Raw genomic sequence first — 20,854 nt, 5'->3', positions numbered from 1 at the left:
TAAAACGGAAGAGGTATATAAATGGAAAATGTAAATAATTTAATTCAACAACAATTACCGCATATAACAACCAATACATTAATTTTAATAATCATGGCTATTATTGCTTTTTATATTTTAATAAAAGTAATAAGTAGTGTAATAAAAATAATAGCCTTAATAGCTATTTGTTGGTTTATATTAATGTCAGTTCAAAGTACAAATATTATAAATATTCCTTTAGTAAAACAAGCTTACGGTACAATAGAAAAAGTAATTCCTTCAAAAGAATTGTGGACAAAAGCTTCTGGCTATGTTGAAGATGCAAGTAAAATGAAGAAAGTTATTGATGATTTTAAGAGTTCAAAATAATAAAAAAGGCATCTGCCCATAGATAGATTTCTTTTCTAAATGTATAATTAATGATTAGATTTAATATTTTAAAGAGCTTCTTAAGGATTTAGGGGCTCTTTTTCTTTTTCTTGAAAATGTTTACAATTTATCCCAGGGGCCTGGCCCCAAGGGTAGACCCCAGGACAAAAATTACTATATAAATTCCATAATATTATCCACAAGCAAAAATTTTGTGGTAAAATAGAATGGCGAGTATAAAATATGAACGAAGTATTAAATCAGCATTAGGAGGATAACAATGAAAAAATTTAGAAAATTAGTTCCGTTTTTATTGATTTTCACACTATTAATTGGATTATATGGGTGTGGAACAAAATCACCATCTGACACAACTAAGGAATATTTAGAACAAGTTAAAAAAGGAGAAAATGGTGACTTTTCAAGTTTATTAAATAAAACCTTTGATAAGGGTGAAAGTAAAGCAGCAGAAACAAATAAAGATGAGTCTAGTAAAAAGTTAACTGAATCAATGAAAAAATTAACTTATACTATAAATTCTGAAAAGATAGAAGGGGACAAGGCTACTGTTAATGTAAAGGTAAATGGTCCAGATGTTGCAGGTGTAATGGCAGATTATATGCAAAAAGCTTTGGCTGCAGCATTTAACGAAGCATTTTCTGGTAAGGAACCTACTAAAGAAGAAACTGAGAAAGTATATGACAAATTACTTATAGAATGTTTCAATAACGTTAAATTTACAGATAGAACAGGAGATATTTCTCTAACTAAAGTAGATGGCAAATGGAAAATTAATGGTGACGATTCATTAACAAAATTGCTTATAAACATAGATGCTTCAGTATTTGATTCAAAATCCGGAGAAGATAAAACTACTAAAACTAAATAAAGTAAATGGCATTAAAATAAAGATGAGCATGGGCTTCTATAGCACATGCTTATTTTTTATGTAAATTTTAATGAAAACATTGGTTCTACCAAATAAGTTATTCCTAATATAATTGATTCATATTTTAATGTTCCCATTAAATTTATAACTTTCTCATTCTCTAATCATATATCCACACGATTTCCTTTAATATAGATTTTATAAATTAAATTTCTCTTTATATGATAAAATACTACTTAAAAATACAGTTAAACAAAGTACACTTGTTATGGAAATTACTACAGTTACTACTTTAGCTGATGTAGTTACTGGTACTATATCGCCATATCCAATAGTAGTAAAAGTAACTTATGGTAGAAAGCCTAAAAGCTAGAGACTAGTTATATATCATTAGTGAAATTATTTAATAATTAAGTATAATTTTATGTTGGAGATTATTTTTAGCAGGAGATAAGGTAAGGATATATATAGTTATGATATAATAATGAGGAAATTAAATATTAATAAGGAATTGTGTGGGAATATAATATGTATAAAATTTTGATTGTTGAAGATGATATGGTAATTGCAAAATCAATGAAAAATATTTTATGTGATTGGAATTATGAAACTGAATTTATAGTTGATTTCAAAGATGTTATTGCACAATTTGTCCAGTTTGATCCACATCTTGTGCTTTTGGATATATCTTTACCGTTTTTCAATGGTTATCATTGGTGCAGCGAAATTCGCAAAATATCAAGTGTACCTATAATTTTTATTTCCTCTATGTCTGAGAACATGAATGTTATTATGGCCGTAAATATGGGTGGCGATGACTTTATTGCCAAGCCTTTCGATTTAAATATTCTTGTAGCAAAGGTTCAGGCACTACTCAGAAGAACATATTCTTTTGGAGGAAAAATGGACGTAATAGAGCATAACGGTATAGTTTTAAATCTTAGTAGTGCAATCCTCGAATATAAAAACAATAAAATTGAACTTACGAAAAATGAATTTAAGATCCTTCAAATTTTATTTGAAAATATTGGTAAAGCCATCTCGCGGGATGATATTATGACAAGGCTTTGGGAAAGTGATAGCTATATAGATGATAATACTTTAACTGTTAATGTTACTCGTCTGAGAAAAAAGCTCGCAGATGCTGGCATTTGTGATTTTGTTAAAACAAAAAAGGGTATGGGGTATATGGTGGAATAATATGAAAAAAAAATCTTTTTTACGGATTGTATTATTGTATATTATAGATCACAAGAAAACAATAGTAATGGACAGTGTTTTTCTTTCTATATTTTTTATGATTTTTTCTTTATATTCTTTACCCCTTGAGTCAATTGTATATGCACTTTTTTTATCAGCCTGTGTGGGGACTTTTTTCATAGTTTATGATTTCATTAAATATTATAAAAAACATAATGAGCTATGCATTCTTGAAAAACAAATCAGCACGGGGTTAGATAAAATCCCATCAGCTAACAATTTGATTGAAGCTGATTACCAAAATATTTTGAGGACACTTTATAATCAAAGTAGGGAACTGATGTCAAAGATAGATATTAAGCACGCAGAAATGATAGATTATTATACACTTTGGGCACATCAAATTAAAACTCCGATTGCTGCAATGAGATTACTGATGCAAAGTAATCACACTGAAGAAAATAAGGAGTTGTTAACACAAACCTTTAGAATTGAGCAATATGTTGAAATGGTGCTAGGCTATTTAAAAATAGATGGTGCAGCATCGGATTTACTTCTTCAAAATTATAGCTTATTAGATATTGTAAGGCAGAGTGTTAGAAAATATGCTTACATGTTTATTAGAAAGAATATAGTACTTGAGCTAAAAGAAATGGATTGTACTGTATTAACAGATGAAAAGTGGCTGGTATTTGTAATTGAACAAATACTTTCTAATGCTCTAAAGTATACAAGCAGTGGGAAAATATCAATATATATGGAGGATACTGAAGTAAAGGTACTTGTAATTGAGGATACAGGAATAGGTATTGCAGAAGAGGATTTGCCTAGAGTATTTGAAAAGGGTTTTACTGGGTATAACGGACGAATGGATAAAAAGGCAACTGGAATTGGACTTTATCTTTGCAAAAAGATATTAGATAAGCTTTCACATAAAATAACCATTGAGTCTAAGATTAACGTTGGGACAATAGTAAAAATCGACCTTTCTTCCATAAAAACTATAATCGAATAAACCTTACATTAATGTAAGGTTAAAAGGAGAAATGTAAGGCAAAGTTATGGCTGGACATTTCTCTTTTTCTTATAATTAGAGTATAGTCAAGTTGATGAGGAGGAAAAAGCATGAAGTTATTAGAAGTAAATAATGTAAAAAAAATATATACTACAAGATTTGGTGGGAATCAAGTTCAAGCGCTAAGCAATGTAACATTTTCAGTAGAAAATGGTGAATATGTTGCAATTATGGGAGAGTCCGGCTCAGGAAAAACTACATTGCTTAATATACTGGCATCTTTAGATAAGCCTACTAGTGGTGAGGTTTTACTGCAGGATAAAAACATTGTAGCAATTAAAGAAAGTGAAATAGTTGCATTTCGTAGAGATAATTTAGGGTTTGTATTTCAAGATTTTAACTTACTTGATACATTTTCTTTAAAAGATAATATATTTTTACCGCTTGTTTTATCTAGAAAGTCCTATGAGGAAATGGAAAGAAGATTAATGCCTATCGCTGAGAAATTAGGTATAAAAGATATATTAGAGAAGTTCCCATACGAAGTATCTGGTGGGCAAAAGCAAAGGGCTGCTGTTGCTAGAGCTTTGATTACAGCACCACAGCTCATTTTGGCAGATGAGCCAACAGGGGCCCTTGATTCGAAAGCTACAGACCAGCTATTAAAATTATTCTCCGAAATTAATAGGCAGGGACAAACCATCGTTATGGTTACCCATAGTACTAAAGCAGCAAGCCATGCAGGAAGAGTACTTTTTATTAAGGATGGAGAAGTATTTCACCAGCTTTATAAAGGTTCAATGTCTAATGAGGAAATGTTCGAAAAAATTTCAAATACACTTACAGTCATTACTACTGGAGGTGGGATAAATGAGTAGACTATTTTATCCCAGGTTAGCGGCAATAAATATTAAAAACAACAGTAAGACATATTTTCCATTTATCATTACCTGTATATGTACCATAGCAATGTTTTATATAATGCATGCTCTTTCAATAAATAAAGGGTTGGAGGGTACAGGTGGCTCTGAGAGCTTAAAAACCATACTACGTTTAGGAACAATAGTAATAGGAGTTTTTTCAGCTATATTTCTTTTTTACACAAATAGTTTTTTGATCAAAAGGCGTAAAAAAGAAATCGGACTGTATAATGTGTTAGGTCTTGAGAAAAAGCATATTGCTAAGGTGCTGTTTTTTGAATTCATTTTTACTTCAGTCTTTAGTTTAGCAGTTGGACTTATTTGTGGGATCATCCTGAATAAACTTATGTTTCTTCTGCTTTTAAAGATTCTTAATTTTAAAGTATCCTTTGGCTTTTATGTTTCATTACCATCTATAATAAAAACTTTAATCCTTTTTATAGGTATTTTTTTTGCAGCCTTGTTGTCAAATTTAGTTCAAATTAGAATGTTAAAGCCTATAGAACTTCTAAAAGGTACACAGCATGGAGAAAAAGAGCCAAAAACCAAATGGATTATGACTATTATAGGTGTGATAGCTCTTGGTACTGGATATGGAATTGCACTAAAGGTTCAATCACCACTCTCGGCTTTAAGTTTGTTCTTTTTCGCAGTTATTTTAGTTATGATAGGGACCTATGCCCTTTTTACAGCAGGAAGTATTGCAGTATTAAAGGCTCTTAGAAAAAATAAAAGGTTTTACTATAAGACAAGTAACTTCATCTCCGTTTCTGGAATGATGTACAGAATGAAGCAAAATGCAGTGGGACTTGCGAATATTTGTATCTTAAGTACTGCAGTGCTTGTGATGCTTTCCACTACTGTTGCTTTATATGTAGGAATGGAAGATGTTATAAAAACCAGATTTCCAAGAAATTTAGTAATGAGTGCTTCACAGATTACAAACAGCCAGGCACAAAAGCTAGATGAAATCTTAGAGGTTGAAGCAAAAAATACTAATATAGGCATAAAAGATAAACTTAGCTATTGGGATAATAGCTATGCAGCTATAAAAAAAGATGATAAGTTTCAATTATCAAACGAAAAAGATCATAGCTCAAATGTTTCCGTACTTACGCTTATTCCTATTTCTGATTATAACAGATTGGAAGGAAAGAATATTACCCTTGCTGATGATGAAGCAGTCATTTTTTCAAAAGTAAAGAATTATGATAAGAATAACATTACCATTGAAGACAAAACCTTTAAGATCAAACAAGCATTAGATAAACCTGTATCAGCATTAGAAAATGATATGGAAGATATAGTAGATACTTATGTACTGTTTGTAAATGATATAGATGTATTAGGAAAAGAGGGACATAAAGAGTATTCAATTGGGACTAATGTTCAAGGCACAGATAAGGATATCTTATTCCTATCTAATAAGTTGAATGATAAATTTAAGAAAAATAACATAAAAGTCAATATTGATAGTTCTGCAGGCAGCAAGGAAGACTTCTTTATGGTATATGGTGGTTTGTTCTTTTTAGGTATCTTTTTAGGTGCATTATTTTTAATGGCAACAGTGCTCATAATTTATTATAAACAAATATCTGAAGGATATGATGATAAGGAACGCTTTGAGATCATGCAAAAAGTAGGAATGAGTAAACATGAAATAAAGAAAACTATTAGAAGTCAAGTATTAATGGTATTTTTCCTGCCTCTTGCTGCTACAGTAATCCATATTGCTTTTGCATTTCCGATGATTACAAAGCTTCTTGCAGTTCTAAATTTGAAAAATGTATCTTTATTTATGCTCTCCACATTAATGACAATCCTTGTTTTTGCAGTAATTTATGCAATTGTATTCTCTTTAACTGCGAGAGTGTATTATAAAATTGTTGAATAAGTGGTACTGATTAATACAATTTCAGAAAATGTTATTTATAGCTGATTTATAATATAAAGTAGTGGATTTCAAAGGTCACGCTTTGCCTCCACCAAAAAAATCACGAACCGCCTTTAGGTAGCTTAAAGGGTTGCCTACAGGCGATTGTATTTTTTTGTTTGTGAGGGTAGCTCCACCGGCTATATCAAATTTCAGAAAGATCCAGCAGGTAAGTTCTTAGAGGCTCTAAATAAATTTAAAATAGAATCGATAAGTATAATTACATAAAGAAATTTTGTATCACGATAATAATATAGATATTTAATTCTATGATTATTTTGTATTTATATGTATAATATTAGAATGTACGATAATTATTGGAAGTGATCAATAACTATTAAGAATAGCAAAAAGATTGAATTAAGGTGGATTGAATCTATGAAGACTAAGGAGGAAACTAAGAAATGAATGAAGAAAATATAATATTAAACTATCAGAATAAAATCAATAAGCTTTTATTTATATTATTAATATTAGCATTACCAACCATATTAATTATGACTATATTTCATATTTTTTCTGGCTATCATGTGGTAGCAATGGAGTTTATAGCATTAATTATGGTAGGAATAGCCTTATTTAGAAAAGTAAATACAAAGATTGTAACACTATTAGGCATGTTAGCAGTTATTATTATAATTGGTACTTTTTCTTTCGATAAACCTGATCAAGCAGCTGTATTTTCTTTACTTGGGCTTGTACTTGCTTCAATCTACTTAGAAAGTAAGTTTTTGATCATAATAGGGGCTGTTAGTATCATAGAAATCAGTGTAGTGCAGTTTTTACATCCCATTACATTAGATGTCTTTGCAATTAATTTAGCCTGTTATCTATTTTCTTGTGTAGGATTATATTTTTTAACTAAATGGGGTCATAGCTTTATGGCTTTAGCAGAGAAAGAAAAACATAATGTTAGAGAATTCACAAAAAACCTAGAAAAAGCAATGGAGACCATGAAGCAAACTTCAGCAACTCTTAATGAACAGATTGGAGATTGTAATGAAAATATAAAAACGATAAAAGACAGTAGTAATGCATTTGTGAAGACTTTAAATGAAGTTGCTGATGGAGCTGCAGAGCAATCTAATAGTGTTATGCAGATTAGTGACATGATGGGGGAGGCAGATGAGAGAGTAGTTAATATAAACAAATTCTCTAAGCAACTTATGCAAATATCTGAAGCAGCTTCTATAGTTGTAACAGAGGGTAATGAGGGTATTCATTTGATGGACAAGCAAATGGGGAATATTATTAACTCAGTCAATGAATCTCGCTCTAATATCGATGAACTTAATAATTATATGGATGAAATAAATTCTTCTTTAGAAGGGATTACCCAGATAGCTAAGCAAACAAATTTATTAGCTTTAAATGCCGCTATAGAGGCTGCTCGTGCAGGAGATTCGGGAAAAGGGTTTTCGGTTGTTGCAGATGAAGTCAGAAAACTTGCTGAAGAAAGTGCAAATACTGTGATTCAAATCAATCAATCTATAGATCAAATAAAGAATAAAACCCATAATATTATGCAAAAGTCCAATCAAGAGAATGAAGCAGTCAAGACAGGCTTAGCTATTGTAGAAAATGTAAGAGAGGGCTTCAAAAAAACAAAAAGTTCTTTTGATCAAATCAATAGCTACATAGCTAAAGAATTAGATATGATTGAAAATACAGTTAGTATTTTTTCTAATATTCGAAAAGAGATAGATAGCATTGCAAGTATATTAGAAGAGTCAGCAGCCTCATCTCAAGAAATGCTTGCTGCCTCTGAAGAACAGGCGACAAGTGTAGAAGATGTTTATATGGTAGTAACTCATATTAAGAACTCGAGTGAAACTTTAAATCAATTAGGTCAATCTAAACATGGTGAAAAGATGTAGGTTTGTAGGATAAGTGGTGGACTTAAAAGGTCACGCTTCGTCTCCACCAGTGAAATCCTCGACAGAAATGCCGAGGGTTTTTTCATGTGCCCCCAGCATGGGCGCTTAATGAAAATTTGGCGTTTACAAAGAGAGAAAGAGAAAACGATGAATTAGATGATACCAGTAACTTACTCGACAGAGTATTAGAGCGTGAAAATATGCTTATTGCTATAAAACGAGTAATTCAAAAAATATTAAGAATTCAATATCGATGGAGGTATACTTTGAAAAATCATTTAGAGAAATTTTTAAGAATAATTTGTGCAGGACTTGTAATTACAATTATACAACCCTCTAATATAATTAAAGTTTTTGCAGAAGAAAATGAAAAAAACTTGACCATACTTTTTACTCATGATATGCACGATCACTTTCTTCCTTCTAAGGTTAAACAAAATGATAAAATTTTGCAATTAGGTGGATATGCACAGTTGAAAAGTGCTATAGATGCAGAAAAAAAAAAAGATCCTAACTCTATATTAATAGATGCAGGAGATTTTTCTATGGGAACACTTTTTCAATCCATATATGCTAGTGATGCTCCTCAACTTAGAATGTTAGGGGAGCTGAGCTATGATGTTACAACTCTTGGAAATCATGAATTCGATTTTAGAGCGGAAGGACTTACTAAAAGCTTAAAGGCTGCAGTTAAAAGTGGTGATAAGTTACCACAAATTGTACAGGCTAACATGACATTTCCGAAAGATAAGAATGGAAATTTAACTGAATCGCTTTCAAATTTGAAAGAAGCTGCTGAGGAGTATGGTATAAAAGATTATACTGTAATAGAACGTGATGGCATCAAGATTGGTGTTTTTGGTTTGATGGGAAAAGATTCAGCCTCCAATGCACCTATGTCTGAAGTTAAGTTTACTGATGCTGCTAAAAATGCCAAAAGAGTAGTTAATATATTAAAAGAAAAAGAAAAAGCAGATCTTATTATTTGTCTATCACATTCTGGTATAGACAAAGATAAGTCAAAATCTGAAGACGAAATATTAGCAAAAAAGGTTCCAGAAATTGATGTTATAATAAGTGGACATACTCATTCAAAATTAACAGAGCCTATTGTGGTTGGAAACACTATAATTGCTTCATGTGGAGAATACGTCGAGAACTTAGGTATTATGAAAATTTCACAAAATGCAAAAAAACGCTGGAAACTTGATAGTTATAATCTTAAGCAGATAGATTCAAGTCTAGCAGAAGATACTAATATTTCCAATAAAATAAGAAGTTTTAAAAGTTTAGTACAGCAAAAATATTTAGATAATTTTGGATTAAAATTTGATGAAGTATTAGCAAAAACGGATTTTAATTTTACAGCTTCATCAGAAATAGGAAGTAAGCATGGAGAAGAGCCTTTGGGAAATCTTATTAGTGATGCTTATAGGTATGCTGTACGGAAAGCAGAAGGTTTAAATTATGATCCTGTTGATGTTGCTATTGTGCCATCAGGTACAATACGAGAGTCATTTGTAAAAGGGGACATTACTGTAGCGGATGTTTTTGCAGTAAGCTCTTTAGGAATAGGTAAGGATGGTATTGCAGGGTATCCTTTAACTTCCGCTTATCTAACCGGTAAAGAATTAAAGACAGTCTGTGAGGTAGATGCATCTATTTCACCAATAATGAGCGGTGTACAACTCTATATGTCAGGTATTAGCTATACATTTAATCCTAATAAAATGATTTTTAATAGAGTTACAAATGCTGTACTACAAAAATCAGATGGTACATATGAGAAAATAGATGATAAAAAATTATATCGTGTTGTGGCAGGCTTATATTCTGCTCAGATGCTTTCAGTTGTAGGACAAAAGTCTTTTGGATTATTAAAAATTGTTCCTAAAACTAAAGATGGTAAGCCTATCACTGATTTTGAAGCTCATATTATTAATGATAATGTTAGTGGTCATAATAATGAAGTAAAGGAATGGACAGCAATTGCAGAATATATTAAGTCCTTTGATAAGATAGATAGTGTTTCAAGGATTCCTGATTATTACAATAATCTTCAAGGCAGAAAGATTGTTGATAATAATAAAAGTAGTTATGCATTACTTAGTCACCCCAATAATATTGCCTTAGGAGTTTATGCTGTTGTTACAGTTATAGGATGCTTAATTATTTTTGCGATTACAAGATTATTAAATGGAGGTATTTGTAAATGGTTAAAATGATGCTCATATAATTGTATGAATTCTATGAATATAAGAACTGAGTTAGAAATATTATATTCTTCTAAAATAAGCACTCCCTCTTTATGTGCATTTATTAAACCGAAGATATTAATTCCAATCTTGTTGTATGGCTTTCATAAGATGAAGCAGGACTGTGAATTTTCCTGTGATGGTCAAGTAATTTCACGTTTAAGCGAAGGTGAAAACCTTAAATAAAGAAGTTTTAGAATTGCTAAGTGCTAGGATAACTTTAATAACCTATCATTACTTAAAACTTTCAAAAATATCCATGGTAATTATATATAAAAAGTTAAAGTTTGATATAATTTTAACGATATAGATAATATACAGAATATTCTAAAAATATCCGCATCACGTTATAACATATAGGAGGTGTTTTATTATGGAAGTAAATTTTCAATATGAAGAAAGTAAATCCCTGCCAATTAAGACCATATCTGTAATAGGAAAGTTTAATGGTTATGATCCTAGCAAAGGGGCTATGGTTAAAGAGAATAATAAATGGATATTTAAGTGTGATTTGCAAACAGGTGAGCATCCATATAAATTTCTTATTAATGGAGAATTAAAGCTTAATGATTCGACTGCAAATATATATTTCCCAGATGATAATGAAGAGCTTTGGTCTATAGTCAAGATTAATGAAAATAATCAAAGGTTGTACAATAATACCCAGTATACAACACATATAGAGAAATACAATATAGGCTCTGCAGTAAGTGAGCAAGAAAATATCGTAAATAAAAAAGTTTTTAATATAACTTTAGATAAAAAAATAGTAACAAGATTTGAATTTACCAATGTAACAGGATTACACACTGTAACAACAGCATGGTATACACCTGTAGGAGAGTTGTTCCAAGTAACTGAGAATAATTTATTCACGCCACCAAATCATGAAGAACCAATAATGCTATGGTTTTGGATGGATTTAACAGACAATACCCGTAGATATATTTTTGGAAATTGGACAATGAAATTTTTTATAGATGGTGAATTCATATTAGAAGATGAATTTAAATTAACCCAAAACTCAGTATATTCGCCGCAAGGAGGAGGAAGATACTAGTTTATTAATCTAGCTTTATAGGATATAAGCACTTATCAGTGATTATATATTATTTCAAAAATAAAAAAGAAAAGGAAGTGAAAGGTTATGAAAATAACTAGCAATGTAAACTTAAATTCAAATCTTATCAACAATAGCAATGATAATAAGAACAAAGGTAAAATGGTGGAAAATTCCAATACAAGTTCAAATATACAAATTGCTAACATGAAAGAAGCTAAAGACAAATATGAATCTTCAATTGTTAATGCTGTGGGAGACTCTTCAAAGGTTGCATCTAAAGAAAGAGAGACAACTAAGAGTTCCATAGGAGGATTTTTTAAATCAGTAGCTGATAAATTTTCTTTTGTAGCTAGTGAGGCTTCAAGATTTGTTAAGACAGCAGTTTCTGTAGGTGAAAGTGTTATTAAAACAGTAAAGGCGGTTTCAAGTGTTGTTGTTGATACTGCTAAGGTCGTAGCAACAACTATAAAAGACGTATCAGAATCAGTAGCTAAAAAAGTAAAAGATACTGCATCACAAATAGCTAGTACCTTTAAGCAAGTAAAAACTACTGCCGCCGATTTGAAAAAAGCAGCTGAAGATGTTAAAAATTCAGCAACATCTCTAATAGATACAACAGCAAAGACAGCTATTTCAGTAAAGAATGGTGTTCAAGAAGCAGTAGGAAAAATTGGAACATCAGTGAATGAAATTAAGGCTGAGTGGAACAATCCAAATGAAGGCATTATAAATAAAGTAACTCAAACTGGCCAAATGGCTAAAAATGGAGTAGAATCCATAAAAGAACCAATAAAAGACATAAGAAATACAGCTTCAAAAGGATATGATGAAGTTAAGAAGAATTTCAATAACATAAAGAATAAGATTGAAACTTCACTATCTTTAATTCAAGAAGTTAAAAAGGCAGTTGTATCAGTTAGCAAGAATGTAATTGATACAGCAAAAACAGTTATAACTGAAGTTAAAGATGCAAGCAAAATTGTATTTGATAACATAAAAAATGCTTCAGCTAATATAAAGAACATAGTTAAAGATGGATATGATGAAATTAATGGAACTATACAAAACGCACGTAATGAGTATGGAAAAGATAAGAATAGCCTAGAAAATAACAATGGCATGACACCTGTATTAGCTTAAGACAAGGGTGTCCACTGTGAGGTGGAATCTGAAGGAAGTCATGGTGTTGATGGTATGGGAGTCGATGAACTTCGAACGTTTATTATTGGCAACTGGCTAAAAATTAAAGAAAAGTTACTCGCTGTGTACCGAACGGTACGTACAGTGGTGTGAGAGGTCGCTGAATAAAATAATTATTCAGCTCCTACTCGATTTTTGAATTTGTTATAGGATTATATAATATTTGAAATTAAGAATGGAAATTTAATCACTCGATACATATAATATATAGAACAATTAACTCATGTAGTATATTTATCATTCGAATACAGTAAATTCTAATTAAATAGTAGGAGTGATTATTGTGGAAGAAAAGCAAGATAAGAAGCAAGGAACCAATGAAGGCGAAGATAAAGTTTGTATTACTAAGTCCGTATGTCCTAAATATAATGCAATAACAGATCAGTGCGAGATTGGACCTTTGACGCCTGAACAGAGGCGCGCTGAGGCCTTTGAAAAACGAGTTCAATCCGCTTTATTTCAGAAAAACTTGATTCTTCAGGGTCAAAGATGCAATGAAGATGAATTTATATATGCAAATAAAACTGGAAATTATACAAAGGCTTTACCTCATAATTTGTTAGGAGAAGTAAATTTAGAGGCCTATAACATTTGGATAACGACATTAACTACTGGGAATCCGGAAAAATTTGAGTTGATACCACTAGGTGGAACTAGAAAACTCTCTAACCCTCAGGCCTCGTATGCGTATGAGATGGTTGGACCTGATTCTAATCATCTTACTATAGCACCGGCTCCGAGCTTTTCTAGTGTCCTACAAGCGAGCGAAATGGCTGAGGATTATTGGATGGCTTTAAATCGTGATGTCCCTTTTGTAGATTATGACACCAACCTTATAACTAAGGCTGCAGCTGAGGATTTATCAAAGTTTTCAGATTTTGATGGTCCTAAGTGCAAATGTAAAGTTACCACGGAAACACTATTCCGCGGTAATGTACCTGGCGCTTTGGAAGGCCCATATGTTTCACAGTTCCTATTGAAGGATATTCCCTTTGGGGCAAAAACTATAGAACAGAAATACGTTGTACCTGTGGGAAAAATCGATTATATGACTTCATATAATGAATGGCTTAATATACAGAATGGACAGGCGCCATCTTCAACATTAAAACTTGATCCAGTACCTCGATATATTAGTAATGGTAGAGACCTGGGCGAATATGTCCATAAAGACAGCAGCATTCAGGCAGGACTAGCGGCTTGCTCGATACTACTAGGCTTTGGACAAGGAGCTCTATCTTTAAGTAATCCCTATTTGTTCTCAAAAACCCAGGAGGGGTTCGCTACCTTTGGTTCTCCACATGTTTTGGATTTTGTGACTCGTGCATCCAGGATGGCTCTTGAAGCAGCCTGGTTCCAAAAGTTTTTGGTGCATCGAAGATTAAGACCCGAAGAGTTTGGGGGATGGGTACAAAATCTTAAGCCACGTGACGCAAGGTATTCAATTAATCCAGAATTATTAGATTCGAAGGTATTGGAGGTAGTATTCGAAAAATATGGAACTTACCTTCTGCCTATGGCTTATCCTGAAGGATGCCCAACTCATCCGGCATACCCTGCAGGCCATGCAGCTCATATTGGAGCAGAGGTAACTATTTTAAAAGCATTTTTCAATGAGGATTATATTATTCCTAATCCAGTAGTAGCCAGCGCCGATGGGCTTAAGCTACAGCCATATCTTAAGAGTAATCTAAAAGTAGGGGAAGAATTAAATAAGCTTGCTGCTAATATCTCCCTTGCACGAGATTTTGCAGGTGTCCACTGGCGTTCAGATGGTTTAGAGGGTATGAAGCTAGGAGAAGCTGTGGCAATAGGATTACTTCAGGACTATAGAAACACCTACAATGAAGAATTTCATGGGTTTTCATTCACAAAATTTGATGGTACAAGAGTAATAATTTAAAAAATATAATAAGAGGTCTACTTGAAAGTGAATTTTAAATCAGTTTCAAGTAGACCTCTATAATTTTTCAGTTGTGACGTTAAATATTAACATTGTTGATTATTTTTTTTATAAAAATTTCTTTTTAAAATATATTCTACAGTAATAAATACCGCAACTAATATTAAGCATTCAATTTCTAATAAGATAACGCTTATATTATAAACAGCAGATTTATATAATATTAACAATATTATAGTAAGTAGCAATGTACATACTCCTGAAATACTCCATATTAAACTACATTTTCTATTAGCCAAAGCAAATGTATTTGTATCTTTAGAAAAATTCTCTCTCTTACCATCTGAAAAGCCAGTAAAAACCATTGCTATAGGTATAATTAAATCTAATGTTTTGTCTATCTTTTTATATAAATTACATTTATATAAAATTCCTATGGAAATCATTATTATAGGAATAACTATATTGCAAGTCAATGTTAATATATTCATATTAAAACCTCCATATATCTTATAATAATATAACTATTCTTAATATACCCTTCTATGCAAGTATTATTGATGAACCATATTTTACTATTTTTGTTTTACTGATAGTAATTATATCACAATTCTCATTGTAAAAACCACTTCATTTCTAATAAATATGAAATAATTCTGATTTTTCACCGCATTATTCAATTCTCAAAGACCATTATTCGTATTTCCATTTTCAATGGTTACATCGTATTTTTATCAAATGACAAATTTGCAATAAAGCATGCATTCAGAAAAGAATATGATATTCAGGTAATTGAACTTATCTAGTTTAAATATTCAAAGGTAAATAGTATAATTAAGTAAATAATGTATCCTGATTACAATATAAATTAGGAGGATATCAAAATGAAATACAAAATATATATTGTAGAAGATGATTTATTAATAAGTACTTTATTACAAGAATATATAGATAAGTATGGTTTTGAGGCTAGAGCAGCAGATAACTTTGAGGATATAATGAGTGGCTTTAATGAGTTCAATCCAAACCTAGTATTGCTGGATGTTAATTTGCCAAAGTTTGATGGGTTTTATTGGTGTAGAAAAATAAGACAGCAATCAAAAATTCCTATAATATTTATATCAGCAAGGGACAGCGGAATGGATCAAGTGATGGCTTTGGAAAGCGGAGCAGATGATTATATAACTAAACCTTTTTATTATGACGTTGCTATTGCTAAGATAAAGAGTCAAATAAGAAGAGCCTTTGGTGACTATGCAGCCAGATCAGAGGAAAGAATCGTTGAAATTGACGGCCTTAAGTTTTATCCAGAAAGATCAGAAGTAGAGTTTAAAGATGAGAAATTAATTATAACTAAAAGAGAAGGTATACTGCTGGAATGTCTTATGAACAAATATCCTAAAGTTGTGGGAAGAGATTTGCTTCTAGAAAAGATATGGGATGATTTGGAGTTCGTAGAGGAGAACACTTTAAGTGTTAATATTAGCAGAGTACGTAAAAGACTGCAGAGTCTAGGAATAGATAGGGGAATAGAAACAATAAGAGGCTCAGGTTATAGATTAAATAAAACCTGGTAGTAAGGAGTAAGTATGAAATTGTTTTTGAAGCATAACAAAGGGTATATAACTGTATATTTTTTAAGTTTAGTTCTTACAATAATATACTCTAATCTTAATGGATTTATAGGACTTAGTGAGATTATTTATATAGTTATGTTTAATACCTTCATTCTGCTGTGCTTTCTAGCCTTTAGGTATTATCAAAATAGACAATTATATCGGTTGCTTGAGGGAGGGATCACTGAGCTAAATGATGTTTTTTTAGATTTTGGCATTTCAGATTTAAGTCAGAGTATTTCAGAAGTATTAAAAAAGCTGCACGGATTATATGAAGCTCAAATTCAAAAAACAGATAAACTTCATAAGGAACATTTAAGATTTATAAATCAGTGGGTGCATCAAATGAAAACTCCTCTTTCAGTAATACAGTTGCTGCTTCAAGAATTTGAAGGAGAAGAGAAATATGACAACATGCATGACGAGGTCAATAAGCTAAAGGAAGGTTTAAGAATGGTATTATATTTCGCTAGACTAGATTCTTTCCAAAAGGATTTTTTAGTAGAAAGAATTTCTTTAAAGCAGCTGGCTAGGGATATTGTAAATGAAGAAAAAAAGATTTTTATAAGGAATAGAATACTACCAAGAGTTGAGATAGATGAGAGTATTGAAGTTTATAGTGATGCTAAGTGGTTAAAGTTTATGTTAGGTCAGCTCATTATTAATGGAGTAAAATATTCTAAGGGTAAAGGAAAAGAATTAATTATAAATGCATCTGAAAATGAAAAAGAGATTAGATTGAATGTCATTGATAAAGGAATAGGAATTCCTGTGAAAGATATAAGAAGGGTATTTGATCCTTTCTTTACAGGAGAAAACGGACGTAAATATGGAGAGTCTACCGGTATGGGATTATATATAACTAAAGAGGTATCCAAAAATTTAGGGCACGAAGTAGAGATACAATCTATTGTTAATGAGGGAACAATGGTTACAATGAAATTTAAAAAGGCAAATGGATAGGTAACTATTTATTTGCTTTTTTTGAGCATAAAACCTTACATACATGTCACATTACCGTAAGCTTCGTAGATAGCAGTATATGCATTATTATTATAAACTATTGCTATCAGTTTAAAGGAGTGATAGGTAATGGATGTAATTTTTATATTAAAAGCTATTATAATTGCTATAGTAGAGGGCCTAACTGAATTTATACCAGTATCTTCTACAGGGCACATGATATTAGTAGGATGGGCAATTGGCTTCCATGGAGAATTTGCCAAGATGTTTGAAGTTGTAATTCAGCTTGGAGCCATAATGGCAGTAGTTGTTTTGTATTGGAAAAAGATTGAGGAGAGTATAGTTGAATTCTTTAATTTTATATTTACCAGGGGGAAAAAAGGAAAAACAGGCTTTAGATTTGGAATAAATGTTATAACAGCATCTATTCCCATGGCTGTTGTGGGAGTGCTGTTCTACGATAAAATAAAAGCAAAGTTTATACCTGAAGCTGTTATAGTTGGGTTTATAGCTGGAGGAGTATTATTAATAATACTTGAGAACATATATAGAAATAGGACTCATAAGGTAGAGGACATAGATAATATGACACCTGGACAATCATTTAAGGTAGGCTTATTACAGCTTTTGGCTGTATGGCCAGGGATGTCAAGAAGTGCTTCTACAATCATGGGTGGATGGATTGCAGGCTTATCAACACCCATAGCTGCAGAATTTTCATTTTTCATAGCTATTCCAGCAATGATAGGTTCCTCAGGAAAGGACTTACTTGAATTTGACTACTCCATAATGACACCAACTCTATGGATTGCATTAATTTCCGGATTTATTGTAGCTTTTTTAGTAGCTTTAATAGTTATGAAAAAGTTTGTAGACTTTCTGAAAAAGAAACCACTAAAGGGATTTGCAATATATAGAATAGCAGTAGGGAGTTTACTAGGAATATTAGTATTAACTAAGGTTATAACTTTAACATAATAGGAGTGAATGGAATGAGAATTTTGGAGGTAAGTAACTTAAGTAAAGTATATGGAAGTAAGATAGTATTCAGCGCCTTAAATAATATAAGCTTCTCTATAGAAGATGGTGAATTCGTAGGGATTATGGGGCCATCAGGAAGCGGTAAGACAACTCTGTTAAATATGATTTCAACAGTAGATAAACCAACCTCAGGAGAAATAGTAATAAAAAATAAAAATCCTTTAAAGCTGCATGGGGATGAGCTTGCCTTATTTAGAAGAAGAGAACTAGGCTTTGTATTTCAAGATTTCAATCTGCTTGATACCTTAACTGTTGGAGAAAATATAGTGCTTCCACTTACACTAGATGGTATCCCAGTTAAAAAACAGGATTATGAGCTTAATAGAATATCTAGAATACTTGGAATAGAGCATTTGGTAAATAAGAGAACCTTTGAAATATCAGGTGGAGAATCTCAAAGAACAGCAATTGCGCGAGCGTTAATTCATAATCCTACTTTAGTGTTGGCAGATGAACCTACTGGCAACCTGGATTCTAAAGCAGCTAAAACAGTAATGGAATTGTTTGAAAAAGTAAATGAAGAGGAAAGGGTAACTACAATTATGGTAACTCATGACCCTCTATCCGCCAGCTATTGCAGCAGAATTTTATTTATAAAAGATGGAGTTATATATAATGAGATTTATAGAGGGGACAGCAGACAGCAGTTTTATCATGAAATTATTGATGTGCTTGCACTGCTTGGAGGTAGTAACTAATGAATCTTAGAGAGTTTGCAATTAAAAATGTGCAGAGAAATGCAAAAGCATACTTTGCATACTTTTTAAGCAGCACCATATCCGCAGCCTTATTATTCTCTTTTACTATGCTTATACTTCATCCTGATTTTAAGGTAAGTTCCTTTCCCCAGCACATAAGAAATACACTTTATGTTACAACGGTAATTGCATACCTATTTTTATGTTTCTTTGTATTTTATTCCATAAGTGTTTTTCTTAAAAGCAGGTATAAAGAATTTGGAATACTTTACATTATAGGTTCTTCAAAAAGGCTAGTACAAAAGATGATACGTATTGAAAATATGCTCATTAGTTCAGTGGCAGCAGTTGCAGGCATATTGCTAGGATTAATTTTCTCTAAGATACTTTTAGCCGCCAGCGGAAAGCTTTTAGGATATAATGCACTAAAGTTTTATCTTCCTGTTAAAGCTATGATTATTACTTTTAGTGCTTTTGTAATGATTGGAATAGTAATCTCAACTTTTTGCACATTTATTATAAAAGAAGATAAAGTTTTAAGTTTAATAAAGGGAACTAAAAGACCAAGACCTGAACCAAAAGCCTCTGTCACTCTTTCTATCATATGTATAGTGCTTTTAGCTGTAGGGTATTTTCTATCGGTTACAAGCACTATAAAAACAATAACCCATAGAATAATACCTGTAACTACAATGGTTGTTGCAGCCACCTATTTATTATTTTCTCAATTAAGCGTATTTATAATCAAATTACTAAAGAGAAATAGAAACTTATATATGAAAAAAACTACAATGCTTTGGGTTTCAAATTTACTATACAGGATAAAAGATAATACCAGAATGTTTTTTCTAATAACAATAACTTCAACGGTTGCCCTTTCAGCAATAGGATCAGTATATGCTTATTGGAGAGATAAGGAATACCAAATAGACAGAGAATTTCCGCAAGCATTCTTCGTTTCTAATACTTATGAGGATAAAGGTAAAGTTGATTCAAAAGCTGATTTTATTGAAAATTCCATGAAAGCTCAGAGCATATCTTACACCAAAGCTAGTGACGAAATAAAATTTGTTATTCCCGATGGGGACACAGATGAAGTAGTTATAATTAACGAAACTTGTTATAAAAAGTTAGCATCAACACTGGATTTAAATACTATTTCCTTTAATGATCATGAAACTATAAAGTCTGCATCTTTTTCTGGAGATAAAAGAAAAAATATTAGTCTGAACAATATAGAACTGGAGGTAACTAAAAATAGTGATAAAGGGATACTTCCAGCAATTTATAGAGATGTATATGTAGTTAAAGATGAGGTATATGAAAGGATAGCTGGTGTTAAGTACTATTTTGGAGCATTTGATGTAGAGGATTATAAGACTACATTGAATATATGTAAAAATTTTTATAATAACTTTGGCGATGTTAACGAAAATAATAAGTTCCATAATAGTTTCTTGAAAGCGGATATACTAGAAGGTACTAAAATAGCTTATGGAGTACTTTTGTTCAGTGCAATATTTATAGGGCTTATATTTTTTGTAACAACGGGAAGCTTCTTGTATAACAAGTGCTACATGGATATTATAGAAGATAAAAACAAATACAAACAGTTGAATAAAATAGGCCTAACTTTTAAAGAAATAAAAAGTATACTAAATATTGAAATAGGGATACTATTTTTGCTTCCTTATATAGTTGCTGTAGTGCACTTTGCCTTTGCTATAAGTGCATTAAGATATAGTTTGGGCATTGAAATAACTATTCCAGCATTGCAGGTGATGGGAATTATGCTGATGGCTCAAATTATATATTTCTTCATTATTAGAAAAAACTACTTGCTAGAGATGAAAAAAAGTTTGACATAATAAATAAAATATACAGAGAATTATTGATTTATAATCAAAAAAGAATGAAAGGAAAGTTATAA

Annotated in this window: 18 protein-coding genes; 16 read left to right on the top strand and 2 right to left on the bottom strand. The window is 31.4% G+C overall.

What is annotated here, in order from left to right; all coding sequences use genetic code 11:
* Positions 1 to 21: 21 nt before the first annotated feature.
* Positions 22 to 351, top strand: coding sequence for a hypothetical protein (locus tag CRN98_RS12770; protein WP_097027811.1), 330 nt, complete (start codon positions 22 to 24; stop codon positions 349 to 351).
* A 280-nt stretch (positions 352 to 631) separates the two neighbouring features.
* On the top strand, positions 632 to 1,240 hold the full coding sequence (locus CRN98_RS12765; protein ID WP_097027810.1) for a DUF5105 domain-containing protein: 609 nt from the start codon (positions 632 to 634) through the stop codon (positions 1,238 to 1,240).
* A 198-nt stretch (positions 1,241 to 1,438) separates the two neighbouring features.
* Here the strand turns inward: CRN98_RS12765 and CRN98_RS12760 are convergent, their stop codons facing one another.
* Positions 1,439 to 1,558, bottom strand: a complete 120-nt coding sequence (locus CRN98_RS12760) for a hypothetical protein (protein ID WP_242960948.1) — start codon at positions 1,556 to 1,558, stop codon at positions 1,439 to 1,441.
* A 210-nt stretch (positions 1,559 to 1,768) separates the two neighbouring features.
* Here CRN98_RS12760 and CRN98_RS12755 point away from each other — a divergent pair, with 210 nt between their 5' ends.
* The 9 genes from CRN98_RS12755 (at position 1,769) to CRN98_RS12715 (ending at position 14,606) form a co-directional block, all read left to right on the top strand.
* A complete protein-coding gene (locus tag CRN98_RS12755; protein WP_097027809.1) occupies positions 1,769 to 2,440 on the top strand; it encodes a response regulator transcription factor in 672 nt (223 codons plus the stop codon).
* 1 nt (position 2,441) lies between these two features.
* On the top strand, positions 2,442 to 3,455 hold the full coding sequence (locus tag CRN98_RS12750) for a sensor histidine kinase (protein ID WP_097027808.1): 1,014 nt from the start codon (positions 2,442 to 2,444) through the stop codon (positions 3,453 to 3,455).
* A gap of 110 nt (positions 3,456 to 3,565) precedes the next feature.
* Entirely contained in the window at positions 3,566 to 4,333 is a 768-nt protein-coding gene (locus CRN98_RS12745; RefSeq protein WP_097027807.1) for an ABC transporter ATP-binding protein, read from the top strand.
* Positions 4,326 to 6,269 (top strand): ABC transporter permease, encoded by a 1,944-nt coding sequence (locus tag CRN98_RS12740; RefSeq protein WP_097027806.1) that lies wholly within the window; start codon positions 4,326 to 4,328, stop codon positions 6,267 to 6,269. The genes CRN98_RS12745 and CRN98_RS12740 overlap by 8 nt, the downstream gene beginning before the upstream one ends.
* 443 nt (positions 6,270 to 6,712) lie before the next feature.
* On the top strand, positions 6,713 to 8,185 hold the full coding sequence (locus tag CRN98_RS12735; protein ID WP_097027805.1) for a methyl-accepting chemotaxis protein: 1,473 nt from the start codon (positions 6,713 to 6,715) through the stop codon (positions 8,183 to 8,185).
* Between the two features lie 86 nt (positions 8,186 to 8,271).
* Positions 8,272 to 10,410: a bifunctional metallophosphatase/5'-nucleotidase gene (locus tag CRN98_RS12730; RefSeq protein WP_242960944.1), complete on the top strand. Its 2,139-nt coding sequence runs from the start codon at positions 8,272 to 8,274 to the stop codon at positions 10,408 to 10,410.
* Between the two features lie 403 nt (positions 10,411 to 10,813).
* On the top strand, positions 10,814 to 11,500 hold the full coding sequence (locus CRN98_RS12725; protein ID WP_097027804.1) for an early set domain-containing protein: 687 nt from the start codon (positions 10,814 to 10,816) through the stop codon (positions 11,498 to 11,500).
* Positions 11,501 to 11,587: 87 nt separating this feature from the next.
* Positions 11,588 to 12,643 (top strand): hypothetical protein, encoded by a 1,056-nt coding sequence (locus CRN98_RS12720; RefSeq protein WP_097027803.1) that lies wholly within the window; start codon positions 11,588 to 11,590, stop codon positions 12,641 to 12,643.
* Positions 12,644 to 12,986: 343 nt separating this feature from the next.
* Positions 12,987 to 14,606 carry a vanadium-dependent haloperoxidase gene (locus CRN98_RS12715; RefSeq protein ID WP_097027802.1) on the top strand — a complete coding sequence of 540 codons (1,620 nt, stop codon included), beginning with the start codon at positions 12,987 to 12,989 and terminating at the stop codon, positions 14,604 to 14,606.
* Positions 14,607 to 14,692: 86 nt separating this feature from the next.
* Here CRN98_RS12715 and CRN98_RS12710 read toward each other — a convergent pair whose 3' ends face one another.
* Positions 14,693 to 15,097, bottom strand: coding sequence for a hypothetical protein (locus CRN98_RS12710; RefSeq protein WP_097027801.1), 405 nt, complete (start codon positions 15,095 to 15,097; stop codon positions 14,693 to 14,695).
* Between the two features lie 393 nt (positions 15,098 to 15,490).
* Here CRN98_RS12710 and CRN98_RS12705 point away from each other — a divergent pair, with 393 nt between their 5' ends.
* The 5 genes from CRN98_RS12705 to CRN98_RS12685 all read left to right on the top strand — a co-directional run bounded on the left by CRN98_RS12705 (position 15,491) and on the right by CRN98_RS12685 (position 20,792).
* Positions 15,491 to 16,183 carry a response regulator transcription factor gene (locus CRN98_RS12705; RefSeq protein WP_097027800.1) on the top strand — a complete coding sequence of 231 codons (693 nt, stop codon included), beginning with the start codon at positions 15,491 to 15,493 and terminating at the stop codon, positions 16,181 to 16,183.
* A 12-nt stretch (positions 16,184 to 16,195) separates the two neighbouring features.
* Positions 16,196 to 17,185, top strand: coding sequence for a sensor histidine kinase (locus CRN98_RS12700; RefSeq protein WP_097027799.1), 990 nt, complete (start codon positions 16,196 to 16,198; stop codon positions 17,183 to 17,185).
* A 129-nt stretch (positions 17,186 to 17,314) separates the two neighbouring features.
* Entirely contained in the window at positions 17,315 to 18,163 is an 849-nt protein-coding gene (locus CRN98_RS12695; protein ID WP_097027798.1) for an undecaprenyl-diphosphate phosphatase, read from the top strand.
* Between the two features lie 14 nt (positions 18,164 to 18,177).
* On the top strand, positions 18,178 to 18,924 hold the full coding sequence (locus CRN98_RS12690) for an ABC transporter ATP-binding protein (RefSeq protein WP_097027797.1): 747 nt from the start codon (positions 18,178 to 18,180) through the stop codon (positions 18,922 to 18,924).
* On the top strand, positions 18,924 to 20,792 hold the full coding sequence (locus tag CRN98_RS12685; RefSeq protein ID WP_097027796.1) for an FtsX-like permease family protein: 1,869 nt from the start codon (positions 18,924 to 18,926) through the stop codon (positions 20,790 to 20,792). Before CRN98_RS12690 ends, CRN98_RS12685 begins: the two co-directional genes overlap by 1 nt.
* Positions 20,793 to 20,854 lie beyond the last annotated feature (62 nt).

The organism is Clostridium peptidivorans (genome assembly GCF_900205925.1).
GTDB classification, from domain to species: domain Bacteria; phylum Bacillota; class Clostridia; order Clostridiales; family Clostridiaceae; genus Clostridium_AK; species Clostridium_AK peptidivorans.
Note: the sequence above shows the minus strand (reverse complement) of the source record. Positions and strands in the feature narration are given on the sequence as shown.